The sequence below is a fragment of the Caballeronia sp. INDeC2 genome (genome assembly GCF_023631325.1).
Taxonomy (GTDB): Bacteria; Pseudomonadota; Gammaproteobacteria; order Burkholderiales; family Burkholderiaceae; genus Caballeronia.
Map to the genome: position 1 here is coordinate 237,727 of NZ_JALQDG010000030.1, position 15,712 is coordinate 253,438.

Sequence of the window (15,712 nt, forward strand, 5' to 3'; positions counted from 1 at the left end):
CGCTTCAAAGCCCGCTCTCGACCATATCGAGCAAGCGCGCGGCAAGCGGTTCGATCTGCGCGCGCTTTAAACCCTGCAACGGGCCTTCGATCACGAGCAGCGCGAAGCCGTGCACCGCGCTCCATGCGAGATATTCCGCTTCGGGCCTGCGTCTTGCATCGAGCACGCCCGCGTCCACCATGTCATCCAGCGCGCGACTGAGCAACTGAAACGGATCGAGTCCGCTCGGCCCCGCGCCATACGGCGCTTCATGTTCCGCCCATTCCGCTTGCGGTGCGGCAAAAGCGGTGCGGAACAGCCCCGTCTCCGTCTGCGCAAAGCGCAAATAACCCGTTCCGATCGCCCGCAATCCGGCGCGTGCCGCATCGGCGCGGCGGCGCTTTTTGGGGCGCGCCGCAAGTTCCTCTTCCATCGCCTGCGCAACGAACGACAGCGCCGCCGAGCGCACCGCCGATAGCAATTCCTGACGGCTCTCGAAGTGACGATAGGCCGCGTTCGGAACGACGCCCGCGCGACGCGTGGCTTCGCGCAGGACGATCGCATCCGGCCCGCCCTCGCGCGCCAGTTCGATGCCCGCATCGATCAGCGCGCGTCGCAAATCCCCATGCCGATACGTGCTGCGCGGCTTGCCATTTGTCATCTTGATTCGTCGGGCTTTCCTTATGTGGACAGTGTCCATTATCTCTGCTACTTTTTGTGGACGGTGTCCACAAGGAAAATAATTTTCGCATTCGTGTTTGCCGTTGCATTGTCACGACGCGGCGGCATCGTGTGCGATGCGGCCGTCATACGAAGGAGGCAATCATGTCGAAGCCGAACGATCGTGCGCAGGCGAATGAAGATGTCGCGCGCATTCGCGAACTGATCGAAGCGTGGCGGCAGGCAGTGCTCGCGAAAGACGTCGACGCGCTCGTGAGCCACTACGCGCCGGATGTCGTCGTTTTCGACGTCGTGCCGCCCGCGTTCATTCAGGGCATCGAGCACTATCGCGAGAACTGGCGGCGCTGGTTCGACAGCATGAAAGGCCCGCTTGCGTTCGAGATGCGGGACGTGGAAGTCGCGGCGAGCGGCGATCTGGCTTACGCGTACTCCGTCAACCACGTTGCCGTAGGCGAGCAGGAGGACATCGTGCGCGCCACCGTGTGCTTCAGGAAGATCGACGGCGACTGGCGTGTGGTGCACGAGCACGCATCGGTGCCGCTCAACATGGACATGGACCCTGACGAAACGTCATAACTCAAGGAGCAGATATGCAAGTGCAACCCTATTTGTTTTTTGAAGGCCGCTGCGAAGAGGCGATCGCGTTCTATCGCGAGAATCTGGGCGCGCAAGTCCTCATGATGATGCGCTTCAGCGAAAACCCGGAAGCCGGCAAGGCTGAAACGGCCAGCGGTTGCGGCCTTCCGCCGGAATCGGAAAACAAGATCATGCATTCGGCTTTCACCGTCGGCGATTCGCTGCTGATGGGTTCCGACGGCATGTGCAGCGGCAAGCCGGAGTTCAAGGGCGTATCGCTCTCGCTCACGGCTGACGACGAACAGCAGGCCGAAAAATACTTCAACGCGCTGTCCAACGGCGGTCAAGTGCAGATGCCCATGACGCAAACGTTCTTCGCCAAGCGCTTCGGTATGGTTGCCGACAAGTTCGGCATCTCGTGGATGGTGCTTGGCGGCGTCGAAGGCAAGCCCGCTTGATGCTCCGCTGAAGCATTGGCTGGAACGTCTCTTGCGCGCCTTTCATCGCATCAATTCAAAAGGAGCCGCGACATGAGCAATTACGCCGGACGTTCTCAGGAAGACCGCATTGCGCAGCGCAAGGGCAAGGAACAAACCTCGCAGGAACAGCCGGGCGGGTCTATGGCCGAACCCGGCACGCAACCCGACAAGGATCACAGCAGCGGCCAGTTGTCGGAGGAAGGCAAAAAGGCATGGCGCACGGGTTCGGGCATCGATGGAGGCGGAAAAACCTGACACGCATATCGACCTTCCGAAACGTGGAACAATGGCGGGGTGCCAGATGCACTAATTGCACCTTGATGACAGGAGCTTTCGATGAGCGCCCCGCGCAAAAACCATTTTTCAGGTTCGGACATGCCAGCTGAACAAGCCGATCGTCCGACCCGAGAGGAAGCCGAAGCCGCCGTGCGCGTTCTGTTGCGCTGGGCCGGCGACGACCCGAAGCGCGAAGGCTTGCTCGACACACCGGGCCGCGTCGTGCGTGCGTATGAAGAGTTCTTCGCGGGGTATACGCAAAATCCGCACGATATCCTCGCGCGCACGTTTTCCGAAGTGCAAGGTTATGACGAGATGATCGTCCTGAAGGACATTCGTTTCGAAAGTTATTGCGAACATCACATGGTGCCGATCATCGGTCGCGCCCATGTCGCGTATCTTCCGAACAAGCGCGTCGTCGGCATTTCGAAGCTCGCGCGTCTCGTCGATGCCTTTGCGAAGCGTTTGCAGATTCAGGAGAAGATGACCGCACAGATCGCGGATACGCTGAACGAAGTGCTGCAACCGCTCGGCGTCGGCGTGATTCTCGAAGCCGCGCATCAATGCATGTCGACGCGCGGCGTGCACAAGGCAGGCGTGTCGATGGTCACGTCGCGCATGCTCGGATCGTTTCGCGACGATCCATCCACCCGGCGCGAATTTCTTTCCATCGTCAGCGATCAGAACGCGTTCAGCGTGTCGAATACATAACGTCGCCTGCTAAACGCATGCGCAAAGAGAAAGGGCCCCGTGGCCCTTTCGTCGTTTTCATGCGCCGAATCCGTTACCCGGTGTGTCCGGCCCGCTGCCCTCGCGAATCTTGCCCTGCGATACGTTGCTGCCCGGCGGCACGCTGTGCGTGAGCCACACATTGCCGCCGATGACCGAGCCTTTGCCGATGGTCACGCGCCCGAGAATCGTCGCGCCCGCATAGATGACGACATCGTCCTCGACGACCGGATGCCGCGCGTTGCCCTTGACGAGCGAGCCATCGCTCATCGAAGGAAAGCTCTTCGCGCCGAGCGTCACGGCCTGATAGACGCGCACGTGTTGCCCGATCACCGCCGTCTCGCCGATTACCACACCCGTACCATGATCGATGAAGAAACTCGGCCCGATGGTTGCGCCCGGGTGAATGTCGATGCCCGTCAGCGAGTGCGCGATCTCGTTGATGAAGCGCGCGAGCAGCGGCACGCCGAGCCTGTGCAACGCATGCGCGAGACGATGATGCGTCATCGCCCAGATGCCCGGATAGCACAGCAGAATCTCGGTGACGTGCTGCGCGGCGGGATCGCCCGTGAAGGCGGCTTGAATATCGCTGACCAGCAGCGCGCGGATCTGCGGCAACTGCGCGCCAAATTCACGCGCGACCGCGAAGGCTTGCGCGGAGATCGCGGCATCGCTCGTATCGCGATGCTCGGGCAGGAAGCGCAGCGCGCGGCGAATCTGTTCGTGCAGCAGACGCAAGGTGCTTTCGAGCGTCTGCCCGACGTAGTAATCGACGCTTTCGTCGGTCAGATCGGGCGCGCCGTAATGCGTGGGAAAGAGCGCCGAGCGCAAGCCGTTGACGATCTTGACGATCGCCTCGCGTGAAGGCAATTCACGTATGCCGAGCGGATGCCGCGTGCGATGCAGTTCTTCGCGCGACTGGCGCAAGTCCGCGACGATATGTGCGAGGCCCCATTCCTGAGGCGTGTCGCGGGATGTGTCGAGGGGCGGTACGATGCCGGGCGTGGGCGTGTTCTGCATGTCGGCCATGAAACGTGGATAAGCAGCCGCCACGCTCATGCACGGCGGAGGAAACGTCAAGATTAACCGGTTTTGGGGAACCTTGCCGCCCGGCGGCTCGCGCGTATGCGTTCACACGGTCTCATGCGGAGATCGCTCACACGGTTACGTTGCTTGCGTCGATCCACCGCACGGCCCAGTCGCGCGCGTGCGCGATGGCATCGTCCTCGCTGCGAAACCGCAAGTCGGATGGAAAGAAGCGGTTCGCGACGAGCTCGCCATCGCTCGATCGCGAGATCACCACATACGGCTGGTAGCTGCCATCTCCGGCCCGGGCGGGCGCGCAGTTCAGAAGGTAGCCTCGATGTGAAAAGGCTGCATCGTGTTGCATGAGTCACCTGTGTGAAAGTGCCCTGCTCGTTCGAGTCGCATTGCTCTTCTTCGACGGCAACGAAACGCGCTCTCCTCATTGCTCGCGTCTTCAGTGTTGCGCTTTGCCGCCGACAGGTTCCAAATAATACTTGCAGCAAATAGTCTTGGGGACGAAAAAAAAGCCGGAAATTTCGGCTATCGATTGAGCCGCCTTCCGGCAAGGCTCGCGGTTCCGTCGCCAAATAGCCGGAACGAGTTTTGCGTAAGAGCTTGATCAGTTACGTCCAATGGAGCAACGCGATGAACAACGCTGAATCGAACCAGTCGCAGACGCAGGATAAGCAGAAGGATCAAGTCGCCGACAGCCCCATCAAAACGCCCGCCGCGGAAACCGCTCATGTGAAGATTGGCGACGCGATGAAGGCCGCTTCGGGCAGCGAAGCGCATGCGGGCGCGGGCGCGGCCGTGAGAATGGAAAGGACGAAGGAAGGCATGCATATCGGTCCGCAGGGCTTCTACGAGAAGTCGCCGCGCGGCGTCGATGTCGCAAACGACGACGGACTCGACGACACCGTCGATGCCGACGCGAAAAGCATTCACGCAAGGCGCGAATCGGAGATGCTCGCGCGCGAACCGGATTCGGTGATCAATTCGAATGCGACGCCGGTGAACTACGTTCCCGAACCGGGTGACGGCCTCGGCGGTTTCGACAGCCGTCCTGGACGCAACGGCGTTTTGCTTGCGCTCGCACGCGGCTATCGCATGATCGATCGCGGCATGGTCGCGCCGACAGTGCCCGAGGTCGAGGACAAGATCCGCTTCGAAGGCCGCGATGAGCACGGCCACACGTTGCGTGGGCGCAAGCACTATGCGCTCAATCATATGCGGCCTTCGCGGCTGTTCGAGATCGAACGTAGCTGAAAGCCGGGCACGGGCGCATAAGCAAAGAGCCGCATGGAATATGCGGCTCTTTTCGTTCTAATCTTTCTTTTTCTCCTCGTCGGATTCGATGCGCGTCACGCCGCCCGTCGCAGGCGGGTCGCTCGCGGGAAACGTGTCTTCGACCGCCTTGTCCACATCCTCTTCGTCACGTTCCGAATGCGGATTTTGTTCCGTGGTGTTGCCCATTGCTCGCTCCTTGAGTCGTTGCTCGGCGACATGATGCACAGCAATGCTTGTTCCTCGGAGCAGGCACGCCGTATGCGCATGGAGACGGCCAACGAAGCGCCGCATCGCAGCAAACGCGATCGCGGCTCCACAAAACGGCCGAGCAAAGCCTCGATTGGAATAAGGGGAAAGACCAGATGACGACGCTCAACGCATACGACGCCTATCCAGCGGAATCCGATGAAGGCGCGCCGCTTCAGGCGACCACCCACCATCTCGCCACGCCCGAGCAGCGCTTCACATCCGCGATTGCATGTCTCGGTGCGGCCTACGCGCTCTCGTGGGCCGAACTTGCGCTGACGCTCGCGATCGGTCTTCCCGGGGATGCGCCGAGTCATCCGCTCGCGGCATCGGTTGCGTCGCGCGTGCTGGTCGGCTTGCTGTATGTGTGCGTCGCGTCGCGGTTCCAATGGGCGCGCTGGCTCAGCATCGCGCTCGGCTTCGCTTCGGTCGCGCTCGTCGCGCCCACGCTCGCGTTGCAATGGCATGTCTTCCCGGCAGCGGCATTCGTGTCGGGCGCGGCGCTCGTCTGCAAGTTCGCGGCATCGCTCTATCTCCTTTCGCCGATGCCCGCGCGACGCGAAACCCGATAGCGATTCGAAACGTCGGGTTTGCAATCCTTGAAGCGGACGCGCCTTTTTCGCGCGTCCGCTCGCCCGCACAATGCAAGTTCACCAACCGTTGCGAGCCCAGTCATGAAAATCGCTGTCATCGGTGCGACCGGCACGGTCGGCCGGGCGGTCGCCGCCGAACTCAAAGCCCGTCACGAAGTCTTCGAAATCGGCGCAACACGCGGTGCGCATCGCGTCGATCTGCTCGATCTCGACAGCATCAAGCGGCTCTTCGATGAAATCGGCCGCGTCGATGCGATCGTCGCGACTGCCGGTCACGTGCATTTCGGCCCGCTAGTGAAGATGACGCCCGAGCAGTTCCGCCTCGGCCTCAACGACAAGCTGATGGGCCAGGTCAACCTCGTGCTCACCGCGCGCGACTATCTGAACGACGGCGGCTCGTTCACGCTGACGAGCGGCATCGTCGGCGCGGCGCCGATTCGCGAAGGCGCGAGCGCGGCGGCCGTCAACGGCGCGATCGAAGGTTTCGTGCGCGGCGCGGCGATCGAGTTGCCCCGCGGCCTGCGCATCAACGCCGTGAGTCCGACGATGCTCGAAGAAGCTCGCGAAAGCTTCGGCCCGTATTTCCGCGGCTTCGAGGCGGCGAGCGGCGCCCGCGTGGCGCTGGCGTACAGCCGCAGCGTCGAGGGCGCGGAGAGCGGGCGCATCTACAACGTGCACTGACACTGAAACTGACAGACGCGAAGTGTGCATGGAGCACGGCGCGTCGATCGCTTATGCTCGGCGCTTCACGAAGGCCTTGGAGCGATGCGATGCAGTGGACCCAGGACGACTATCGGCTGAGCACGGACATCGATGAATTCAACTTCGATGTCGTGCACCGTTACCTGAGCGAAGTGGCGTACTGGTCGCCAGGCATCGCCCGTGAAAAGGTCGAGCGCGCCGCGCGTCATTCGCTCGCGTTCGGCCTTTTTCGCGGTGCCGCGCAGATCGGCTATGCGCGCATGATCACGGACAGAACGACCTTCGCCTATCTCGCCGATGTCTTCGTGCTGCCCGAGCATCAGGGCGCGGGCCTCGGAAAATGGATGATGCAATGCGTGATGGCGCATCCCGATTTGCAGGGACTGCGCCGCATGATGCTCGTCACGTCCGACGCGCACGGGCTCTACGCGCGCCACGGCTTCACCGCGAGCCGTCATCCCGAGCGCATCATGGAAAAGATCGCGAAGGCTTAACCGCCCTTGACGCCCTGCGTGTTGACATAGAGCGCATAAAGCCCGTGGCTCGCCGCCATGAACAGGCGATTGCGATGCCGCCCGCCGAAGCACACGTTGGCGCAGCGCTCCGGCAGATCGATATGGCCGATCGCCTCGCCTTGCGGCGTGAACACTCGCACGCCGTCCAGTTCAGCGTCGCCCATGCCCCAGCCGCACCACAAATTGCCGTGAATGTCGACCCGAAAGCCGTCGGGCGTGCCCGCTCCAGCATCGATAAGAGAACGCGGCTCGCCGAGTCTGCGACCGCCGTCGAGCACGTCGAACGCGTAGATCTTGCGCGGCGTCGCGCGCGATTCGACTACATACAGCACCGATTCGTCCGGTGAGAACGCGAGGCCGTTCGGACCGGTGAAAGCGTCGATCATCATCGTGATTTCGCCGCTCTTGCCATCGACGCGATATACGCAGGGCTTCAGTTGCGCGTCGTGCTTCTCGCCTTCGTAGAAGCCGTCGATACCGAAGGTCGGATCGGTGAACCAGATCGAGCCATCCGACTTCACGACGACATCGTTCGGCGAATTGAACGGCTTGCCGTCGTAGTGGTCCGCGATCACGGTGATGGAGCCGTCGTATTCGGTGCGCGTCACGCGCCGCGCCAGATGCTCGCACGTTACGAGCCGCCCTTCGCGGTCGCGCGTGTTGCCGTTTGCGTTGTTCGACGGCTTGCGGAACACGCCGACCTGACCGCTCTCCTCGTCCCATCGGAGGATGCGATTGTTCGGAATATCGCTCCACAGCAGATAGCGGCCGTCGCCGAACCAGACCGGCCCTTCGGACCAGCGCGCGCCCTGATAAAGACATTCCACCGACGCCGATGCAATGCGCAGCGCGTTGAAGCGCGGGTCCAGCACGCGCACGGCCGGATCGGGGTAGCGGCGCGAGTCGCTCGTCATGTGGATTTGTCTCCTTTATTGGATGGTCCGAAAACGCATTCTATTCGCCGCGCGGATCAATTCGGGCCCAGTTCGCCATCGCGCAAGCGCCAGAGCGAGAGCGGATTGTCGTCCGCGAGCGCTTCCGGCAACAGCGCCGCCGGCAAATCCTGATAGCACACCGGCCGCAGGAAACGTTCGATCGCCATCGCACCGACCGAGGTCGAGCGGCTGTCGGAAGTCGCCGGATAGGGGCCGCCGTGCACCATCGCGTAGGACACTTCGACGCCCGTCGGAAAGCCGTTCGCGAGAATCCGCCCGGCCTTGCGCTCGAGCACCGGCAAGAGCCGCCGCGCGAGTTCGATGTCGTCGTTTTCCATCAGGAGCGTCGCGGTCAGTTGACCTTCGAGACTGCGCGCGACGAGAATCATCTCGTCCTCGTCGCGGCATACGACGATCACCGACGTCGGCCCGAAAATTTCCTCCGCGAGTTGCGGCTTCGCGAGAAATTCCTCCGCGCTCACGCGATACAGCGCCGGCAGCGCGCCGCTCGGCGCCTCGCCCTGTTCGCCCGTCGCGATGCGCTTCGCGGCCGCATCGCGTTGCTTGACGCCGTCCTCATACGCCGCCGCGATGCCCGCCGTCAGCATCGTCTGCGTGCTCTTCTTTTCGAGCGCCGCCGCGGCGTTGTCGATGAAATCGTCGAGATCCGAATCCGCGAGTCCGATCACGAGGCCCGGATTCGTGCAGAACTGGCCGACGCCCAGCGTGACCGAATCGACATAGCCCGACGCCAGCGTATCGCCGCGCGCCGCCAGCGCGCCCGGCAACGCGAACACCGGATTGACGCTGCTCATTTCGGCGAAAACGGGAATCGGCACGGGCCGCTTCGCCGCGATATCGACGAGCGCCAGCCCGCCGCGCCGCGAACCGGTGAAGCCGACCGCCTGGATCGCCGGATGCGCGACGAGCGCCTCGCCGATCGCATTGCCCGCGCCGACGACGAGCGAAAACGTGCCCTCGGGCAAGCCGTTGTCCGCGACTGCCTTCTGCACCGCGCGCCCGACGAGTTCCGAGGTGCCCAGATGCGCCGGATGCGATTTCACGACGACGGGACACCCTGCCGCGAACGCCGACGCCGCGTCGCCGCCCGCCACCGAAAACGCCAGCGGAAAGTTGCTCGCGCCGAACACCGCGACCGGCCCGACCGGAATCTTTTGCAAACGCAGGTCCGAACGCGGCAGCGGCTTTCTGTCCGGCTGCGCCGAATCGAGCGTGGCGGAAAGCCATCGGCCCTCGCGCACGAGCGACGCGAACAGGCGCAATTGCCCGACCGTGCGGGCGCGCTCGCCTTCGAGGCGCGCCTTCGGCAGCGCGGATTCGGCCATCGCGCGCTTGATCAGCGTGTCGCCGAGCGCGATGATGTTGTCCGCGATCGCTTCGAGAAACTGCGCGCGTGTTTCGAGCGGCGCGTGTCGATAGTCGTCGAAAGCGGCTTCGGCAAGCTCGCACGCGCGCGCGACTTCCGCCGCGCCGCCGCCGCCGAACGCGGGCTCGAGATCGGCATTGCGCGCGGGGTCGAACGCGCGGAGCGTGGCGTCGGTGCCCCGCACGGCCGATGCGCCGATCAACATCTCTCCGGTGATCTTCATGTCAGCTCCTCATTGCTCATGTCTGTTGGCGGTGGGCGGCAGGCGCGTCGCGCGGCCGCCCGCTAAAGCGAGTGACCCGCGGCCCGCGCAAGCGTTCCGCGCAAGACGTGCGAACCGCCCTCCGGGTCACTGAAGCAAGCGCGGTGCGCGGTCTTGGCCGAGTTGAAAAGCGGTCCGTCCGGCGACGCAGAAACTATAGGCGCGACGAACCGCTTATTAAAGATTGCCTTTCAGGACTTCGCGACGGGCGTCGCGTGTTTCTTGAACGTGATGTGCGCGATGCGCCGCACCAGCAGCGCCGCCACGAGCGCCGCGACCGCCGTCAGCATCACGCCGATGTGGATCGATTGCACGAGCGCGTCGCGGGCGGCGTCGAGGAGCGCGGGCGCATCGAGGCCGGCTGCGCTGAGGTCGGCGAGGACGTGCTCGCGCAACGCTTCGTCGACGAGAATGCGCGGATCGGACAGGCGCGGCAGCCATTGCGCCGCCGCCGGCGCGCCGAGCACGCTGACCGTGCGCGCCACGACGCTCGCGTAGTGATGCGCGACGATCGTCCCGACGATGCTCGTGCCCATCATCCCGCCGACCATGCGCGTCGATTGCAGGAGCGCCGTGGTGATTCCGAAGCGCTCGCGGCCCGCGATCTCCTGCCCGAAGATGTTCATGTTGTTGAGGACGAAGCCGAGGCCGATGCCGGTCGCGGCCATCGGCAGCTCGATCCAGAGATGGGGCGTGGATTCACGCGCGAACGCGAGCCCGACCGACGCGAACAGAAGCAGCGTGAAGCCGATCGAAAGAATGTTCACCGGCTTGCGCATATGAATGACGATGCGCGTGTTGATGAAGCTGCCGAGCGCGATGCACGCGGCGATCGGCGTCGCGAGCAGACCCGCGGCCTGCGGCGAAAGACCGAAGCCGCCTTGCAACAGGAGCGGCGTGAAGAAGATCAGCGAGAACATCACGAAGCCCGCCAGGAACGACAGCGTGAAAAGCGTGTTGAGCTGCGCGTCGCGGAAGATGTCGAGCGGGATGATCGGATGCGTCGCGCGCCGCTCGCAGATCAGGAGCGCCACGGCGCACACCGCCACGCCGGCGGCGAGCGCGATATTGGCGGTCGTGAGGCCGTCTTTCGGCAGCGCCTCGATCAGCGCCTGGAACCCGCCTAGCACGAGCGCGACGAGCGCCGCGCCCGTCCAGTCGATTTTCACGTCGCCTTCGCGCGGCCGGTGCAGATTCGGCAGATGCGCCCAGATGAAGTAGAGCGCCGCCGCGCCGACCGGCAGATTCACGAGAAAGGTCGAGCGCCAGCCCCAGTGCTGGCTCATCCAGCCGCCCAGCGACGGCCCCGCCGCCGTGCCGATGCCGTACGCCGCCGCGAGCACCACCTGCCAGCGCACGCGGGTGCGCGGATCGGGAAACAGATCGGGAATCGACGCGAACGCGGTGCCGACCATCATCCCGCCGCCGATGCCTTGCAGCCCGCGCGCGAGCACGAGGAACAGCATGTTGGGCGCGAGCCCGCACAGCACCGACGCCACCGTGAACGTGATCACCGCCGCGAGCACGAAGCGCTTGCGTCCGAAGTAATCGCCGAGCCGCCCGAACACCGGCACCGTGACGACCGACGCGAGCAGATAGGCGCTCGCGATCCACGCGTAGAACTCGAAGCCGTGCAGCTCCGCGACGATCGACGGCAACGCGGTGCTGACCACCGTCTGATCGAGCGCGACGAGCATGTTGACGAGGCCGATGCCGAGCATCGCGTAGAGCGCGGTTCGGAACGGTAAAGCGGGCGGCGTTTGAGTCACGGTCGGGCGGAATGGCTTGCGAAGTGCTAAAAAGAGATCGCGCCGCCGGGTTTTAAGAAGGCGCCGATACCGAAGAACCAGGAATTGTACGGCTTGCCTTGCGCCAGATCGACTTCTCGCAAAAAAGCGGCGCGGCGGTGCGAGGCCCGCGCTCTATCATGCGAATCATGAAAGACGGCGCATGCCGTGCGCCAATCGTTCATTCAATGGGGAAACCGTCATGTTCAAACGCATTTTCGTCGCCATCGACGGCAGCCGGACCTCCGAGCGCGCCTTCACCGCCGCGCTCGATCTCGCCGTCACGCATCAGGCGGTCGTGCAGCCGTATTACGTCGTCGAGGCCGGACCGATGTACCTCGACGTGCCCGGCTACGATCCCTCGTCGCTGCACGCGAGTCTGATGGAGCAAGGCGCGTCGCTCGCGCGCGAAGCCGCCGATCAGATGAAAGCGCGCGGCGTGAGCGGCGAAGTCGTGACGGTCGAAGCCACCGCGAGCGACGACGTCGCGACGCTCATCATCAACGCGGCAACTGCCTTCGACGCCGATTTGCTGATCATGGGCACGCATGGGCGCAAAGGCTTCCAGCGTCTGATTCTCGGCAGCGTCGCGGAGAGGTGTCTGCGGCAGGCCACGTTGCCGGTGCTGCTGATACCGTCGGCAGCTGGCGAGCCACGCGAAAAAGCAACCCAATAAGATAAACAAGTTTGACGGATGCCCTGGCCGCGTCAATTTCTCGCGCAGCCGGGGTCGGGGCCTATGGGACAATCGTTTTGTCATTCATCAACAAACGAAGCCCAAAATGACCGCCTTGTCTGACACTTCCCGCGCGCGACGCAATTCGGCGCATTGCTCGACCTGTGCGATGCGGCATCTCTGCATGCCCGAAGGCCTGTGCGCCAACGATATCGCCAAACTCGAGAACATCATCTCCGTGACGCGCAAGGTCAAGCGCGGCGACGCGCTCTTTCGCGCCGGCGACCGCTTCGATTCCCTGTTCGCCGTGCGCTCCGGGTCGATCAAGACGGTCATCACGCACGACGGCGGCCGCGAACAGGTAACCGGACTGCTGCTCGCCGGCGACGCGCTCGGCTTCGAAGGCATCGAGGAAGGCGAGCATACGTGCGCTGCGATCGCGCTGGAAGACAGTTCCGTCTGCGTCGTGCCCTATTCGCTCTTCGAGCGCATGTGCCGCGAAACCGACGCGCTGCAACGGCGCCTGCATCGCATGATGAGCCACGCGGTGAATCGCGAGGCGAATCACGTCGTGCGGCTCGGCATGTTGCGCGCCGACGAACGGGTCGCGCGGCTGCTGCTCGACCTGTCGTCGCGGCTGTCGAAGCGCGGGTATGCGTCGTCGGAATTCACGCTGCGCATGACCCGTGACGACATGGGCAGCTACCTCGGCATGACGCTCGAAACGGTCAGCCGCACGCTGTCGCGCTTCGACAAGGCTGGCGTGATCGAGACGCAGGGCAAATTCATACGTATCCGCGACTTCGACGCCCTGCGCGCCGTTTGACGGAACATCGCCCGCGATTATTGCGTTCGCGGAAATAATCGCCGCCCATATTTCGGTTGGCATGCGGTTCGCTAAGGTTTAGTCTCTTTTGTTCGGCCGATCGGGCGCGTTTGCGCCGGCTATGGTCGAATGCGAAGCCAACTGGCCAGCCACGGAGATTGGGCGACATGAACCGCGAACCTTCCCTGCGTCATCCGCTGCTCGAGCGCCTCGCCGAGGCGCGCCGCGTGACCGACGAACTCTTCGAGGTCGTCAAGCCCGAACATCTTTACGACAGGCCGATCGCCGAGCGGCATCGCATTGTCTTCTACATCGGGCATCTCGAAGCCTTCGACCGCAATCTGCTCGATCAGCGGCTCTTCGACCTGCCGAGCCCGAATCCCGCCTACGACCAGCTGTTCGCCTTCGGCATCGATCCGGTGGATGGCGGCCTGCCGACCGATCAGCCGTCCGACTGGCCGTCGCTCGACGAGGTGCGCGCGTACCGGGACGCGGTTCGCGCGGTGATCGACGCGCAATTCGATCCGATCAAGGTTGCAGCCGACCCGGTTCGCGCCGGCGAATCGCCCGCGCAATTGCTGGAGGTCGCGATCGAACATCGGCTGATGCATGCCGAAACGCTCGCGTACATGCTGCATCAATTGACGGCCGATAGAAAAATTGCACCATCCGATGCCCGTTCGGAGCGTGCGTCCGATCGCGAACTGAAGTACGACACCGTGATCGTGCCGGCCGGCAGCGTGACGCTCGGGCTGACACGCGAAAGCGGCCGGTTCGGCTGGGACAACGAATTCGGCGAAGAACGCATCGACGTGCCCGCGTTCGAGATCGACCGCCACATGGTGACCAACGGCGAGTATCTGCGTTTCATCGATGCAGGCGGCTACTGGAATCGCGACTTCTGGGACGCCGCGGACTGGGCGTGGAAGGAAGAGCAGCGCATTGCGCATCCGGCTTTCTGGATTCCCGGCGACGCAGACGAGGCGCAGGATGCGTGGAAGCTGTGCACGATGTTCGATGAAATTGCGCTGCCGCCCGACTGGCCCGTGTACGTGAGCCATGCCGAAGCGAAGGCGTATGCGCGCTGGGCGGGCAAGTCACTACCGACGGAAGCGCAGTGGCAGCGCGCGGCGCTCGGTACGCCGCACGTGACCGAGGGCAACTTCGATTTCCGCCGATGGGATCCGTCGCCGGTGCAGGCGCATCCGGAGAATCGAAGCGAGTTCGGCGTCGAAGGACAATTCGGCAATGGATGGGAATGGACGTCGACCGAATTCGGGCCGCTGCAAGGCTTCGAGCCGTTTCCGTTTTATCTCGGCTACTCGGCGAATTTCTTCGACGGCAAGCACTTCGTGATGAAAGGCGGCTCGCCGCGCACGGCCGCGTGCATGTTGCGGCCGAGTTTTCGCAACTGGTTCCAGGCGCATTATCAGTATGTGTATGCGGGTTTTCGGTGTGTGAAGGCGTGAGTGGCCGGGACTAGCTCGGCTCACCACGCAACCACACCGAACTCGCCGCCATCATCGTCTCAACCCCCGTTGCAAGCGTCGGATGCAGCGCCGGCGCAAAGCGCGACGAATGATTGCCGGGGATGTGATTTACCGTGCCTTCGCGCAGCGCCGCGTCGTAGATCGCGTCGTCGATGCAGCCCACGACCCAATAAACGTAAGGCGTCCGCCACTCGCGACCGAAGACGCTGAAATCTTCGCTCGCGGGCGTCGGCGCGGTCTCGAACGCGCGCTCGCCGAAGTGCGCGCGAAACGCCTCGGCGACGCGCGCGGTGGCGTCGGGATCGTTGTCGGTGAGCGGATAGGTGCTCAACGTCGTGAATTCGGGTTCGCGAGGCGCGTTCGACGCCGCGCACTCCGCGCAGCAGATGCGCCGGATCGCCGACAGCATGTACTCGCGAACATCTTCGTCGTAAGTGCGCAGATTGAGCTTGATCGTCGCGTCCTCGGGAATCACGTTTTCCTTCACGCCCGCCTGTAACGATCCGACCGTCAGCACCGCACTGTCGAGCGCGCCGATCTCCCGCGAGACGATCGTCTGCAGCCGCAACGTCGTGGACGCGGCCATGATGACCGGATCGACCGACATCTGCGGCAACGCGCCATGCGCGCCGCGGCCGAAGAGCTGGACCTGCATGCTGTCGCCCGCCGCGAGAATCGCACCGGCGCGATAGCCGACCGTGCCGCTTCGCCCCGGCACCACATGTTGACCGAGGATGATGTCGGGCTTCGGAAAGCGCTCCGTCATCCCGTCCTGCATCATGCGCTGCGCGCCGACGCCGGCCTCTTCGCCGGGCTGAAACACCGCGAGTACGGTCCCGCTCCAGTGCGCGCGCGTTTCGTTCAACTGCCGCGCCACGCCCATCAGCCATGTCACATGAAAGTCGTGGCCGCACGCATGCGACACGCCCACGGCTTCGCCGTGCTCGCCCGTTTCGCGCACCGTGCTCGCGTAGGGAAGTCCGGAAGCCTCGGCCACGGGAAGCGCATCCATATCGGCGCGCAACATGACCGTGGGGCCCTCGCCATTGCGCAGCACGCCGACGACGCCCGTGCCGCCCACCTCGCGCGTCACCTCGAAACCATGGCGCTCGAGCCATTGCGCCGCGATCCGCGATGTCCTGACTTCCTGCATCGAAAGCTCAGGATTGCGATGCAGATCCTTGTAGACCTCTTCGAGTTCCGGCAACAGCGCGTCGATGCCGGACAGCATGGGTTGCGCGTCTATCTTCATGTATCGCT

General features: G+C 63.8%; 20 protein-coding genes. 11 read left to right on the forward strand and 9 right to left on the reverse strand.

Features of this window, described 5'->3' with window-relative positions; all coding sequences use genetic code 11:
* Nucleotides 1-4: 4 nt before the first annotated feature.
* A complete protein-coding gene (locus NCS28_RS19570; RefSeq protein WP_250515413.1) occupies nucleotides 5-640 on the reverse strand; it encodes a TetR/AcrR family transcriptional regulator in 636 nt (211 codons plus the stop codon).
* Nucleotides 641-804: 164 nt separating this feature from the next.
* Here NCS28_RS19570 and NCS28_RS19575 point away from each other — a divergent pair, with 164 nt between their 5' ends.
* The 4 genes from NCS28_RS19575 to folE all read left to right on the forward strand — a co-directional run bounded on the left by NCS28_RS19575 (nucleotide 805) and on the right by folE (nucleotide 2,702).
* Nucleotides 805-1,236, forward strand: coding sequence for a YybH family protein (locus tag NCS28_RS19575; protein ID WP_250515414.1), 432 nt, complete (start codon nucleotides 805-807; stop codon nucleotides 1,234-1,236).
* Nucleotides 1,237-1,250: 14 nt separating this feature from the next.
* A complete protein-coding gene (locus NCS28_RS19580) occupies nucleotides 1,251-1,694 on the forward strand; it encodes a VOC family protein (RefSeq protein ID WP_250515415.1) in 444 nt (147 codons plus the stop codon).
* A 72-nt stretch (nucleotides 1,695-1,766) separates the two neighbouring features.
* Nucleotides 1,767-1,970, forward strand: a complete 204-nt coding sequence (locus NCS28_RS19585) for a hypothetical protein (protein WP_250515416.1) — start codon at nucleotides 1,767-1,769, stop codon at nucleotides 1,968-1,970.
* 81 nt (nucleotides 1,971-2,051) lie between these two features.
* Entirely contained in the window at nucleotides 2,052-2,702 is a 651-nt protein-coding gene (gene folE / locus NCS28_RS19590; RefSeq protein ID WP_250515417.1) for a GTP cyclohydrolase I FolE, read from the forward strand.
* 57 nt (nucleotides 2,703-2,759) lie between these two features.
* Here the strand turns inward: folE and epsC are convergent, their stop codons facing one another.
* Both epsC and NCS28_RS19600 read right to left on the reverse strand, forming a co-directional pair.
* Entirely contained in the window at nucleotides 2,760-3,740 is a 981-nt protein-coding gene (gene epsC / locus NCS28_RS19595; RefSeq protein WP_250515546.1) for a serine O-acetyltransferase EpsC, read from the reverse strand.
* Between the two features lie 136 nt (nucleotides 3,741-3,876).
* Nucleotides 3,877-4,110, reverse strand: a complete 234-nt coding sequence (locus tag NCS28_RS19600; RefSeq protein WP_250515418.1) for an HlyU family transcriptional regulator — start codon at nucleotides 4,108-4,110, stop codon at nucleotides 3,877-3,879.
* Between the two features lie 281 nt (nucleotides 4,111-4,391).
* Between NCS28_RS19600 and NCS28_RS19605 the strand changes: the two genes are divergently transcribed.
* Nucleotides 4,392-5,012, forward strand: a complete 621-nt coding sequence (locus NCS28_RS19605) for a DUF3005 domain-containing protein (protein WP_250515419.1) — start codon at nucleotides 4,392-4,394, stop codon at nucleotides 5,010-5,012.
* A gap of 57 nt (nucleotides 5,013-5,069) precedes the next feature.
* Here the strand turns inward: NCS28_RS19605 and NCS28_RS19610 are convergent, their stop codons facing one another.
* Nucleotides 5,070-5,219, reverse strand: coding sequence for a hypothetical protein (locus NCS28_RS19610; protein WP_250515420.1), 150 nt, complete (start codon nucleotides 5,217-5,219; stop codon nucleotides 5,070-5,072).
* A 176-nt stretch (nucleotides 5,220-5,395) separates the two neighbouring features.
* On the opposite strand from NCS28_RS19610, the gene NCS28_RS19615 reads away from it, so the two are divergent.
* The 3 genes from NCS28_RS19615 (at nucleotide 5,396) to NCS28_RS19625 (ending at nucleotide 7,068) form a co-directional block, all read left to right on the forward strand.
* Nucleotides 5,396-5,851, forward strand: coding sequence for a hypothetical protein (locus tag NCS28_RS19615; RefSeq protein WP_250515421.1), 456 nt, complete (start codon nucleotides 5,396-5,398; stop codon nucleotides 5,849-5,851).
* 102 nt (nucleotides 5,852-5,953) lie between these two features.
* Nucleotides 5,954-6,553, forward strand: coding sequence for a short chain dehydrogenase (locus tag NCS28_RS19620; RefSeq protein ID WP_250515422.1), 600 nt, complete (start codon nucleotides 5,954-5,956; stop codon nucleotides 6,551-6,553).
* Between the two features lie 89 nt (nucleotides 6,554-6,642).
* Entirely contained in the window at nucleotides 6,643-7,068 is a 426-nt protein-coding gene (locus tag NCS28_RS19625; protein WP_250515423.1) for a GNAT family N-acetyltransferase, read from the forward strand.
* Here the strand turns inward: NCS28_RS19625 and NCS28_RS19630 are convergent.
* From NCS28_RS19630 to NCS28_RS19645, 4 genes are all read right to left on the reverse strand, one after another.
* Nucleotides 7,065-8,003 (reverse strand): SMP-30/gluconolactonase/LRE family protein, encoded by a 939-nt coding sequence (locus NCS28_RS19630; protein WP_250515424.1) that lies wholly within the window; start codon nucleotides 8,001-8,003, stop codon nucleotides 7,065-7,067. The genes NCS28_RS19625 and NCS28_RS19630 overlap by 4 nt on opposite strands.
* Before the next feature lie 56 nt (nucleotides 8,004-8,059).
* Nucleotides 8,060-9,634 (reverse strand): aldehyde dehydrogenase (NADP(+)), encoded by a 1,575-nt coding sequence (locus NCS28_RS19635; RefSeq protein WP_250515425.1) that lies wholly within the window; start codon nucleotides 9,632-9,634, stop codon nucleotides 8,060-8,062.
* Nucleotides 9,635-9,864: 230 nt separating this feature from the next.
* Entirely contained in the window at nucleotides 9,865-11,394 is a 1,530-nt protein-coding gene (locus NCS28_RS19640) for an MFS transporter (RefSeq protein WP_250515547.1), read from the reverse strand.
* Nucleotides 11,395-11,468: 74 nt separating this feature from the next.
* A complete protein-coding gene (locus NCS28_RS19645; RefSeq protein ID WP_250515426.1) occupies nucleotides 11,469-11,645 on the reverse strand; it encodes a hypothetical protein in 177 nt (58 codons plus the stop codon).
* 17 nt (nucleotides 11,646-11,662) lie between these two features.
* Here NCS28_RS19645 and NCS28_RS19650 point away from each other — a divergent pair, with 17 nt between their 5' ends.
* The 3 genes from NCS28_RS19650 (at nucleotide 11,663) to NCS28_RS19660 (ending at nucleotide 14,431) form a co-directional block, all read left to right on the forward strand.
* Entirely contained in the window at nucleotides 11,663-12,136 is a 474-nt protein-coding gene (locus NCS28_RS19650; RefSeq protein ID WP_250515427.1) for a universal stress protein, read from the forward strand.
* A gap of 106 nt (nucleotides 12,137-12,242) precedes the next feature.
* On the forward strand, nucleotides 12,243-12,962 hold the full coding sequence (locus tag NCS28_RS19655) for a helix-turn-helix domain-containing protein (protein ID WP_250515428.1): 720 nt from the start codon (nucleotides 12,243-12,245) through the stop codon (nucleotides 12,960-12,962).
* A 167-nt stretch (nucleotides 12,963-13,129) separates the two neighbouring features.
* Nucleotides 13,130-14,431: an SUMF1/EgtB/PvdO family nonheme iron enzyme gene (locus NCS28_RS19660; protein ID WP_250515429.1), complete on the forward strand. Its 1,302-nt coding sequence runs from the start codon at nucleotides 13,130-13,132 to the stop codon at nucleotides 14,429-14,431.
* 10 nt (nucleotides 14,432-14,441) lie between these two features.
* Here NCS28_RS19660 and NCS28_RS19665 read toward each other — a convergent pair whose 3' ends face one another.
* A complete protein-coding gene (locus NCS28_RS19665) occupies nucleotides 14,442-15,704 on the reverse strand; it encodes an amidohydrolase (protein WP_250515548.1) in 1,263 nt (420 codons plus the stop codon).
* Nucleotides 15,705-15,712 lie beyond the last annotated feature (8 nt).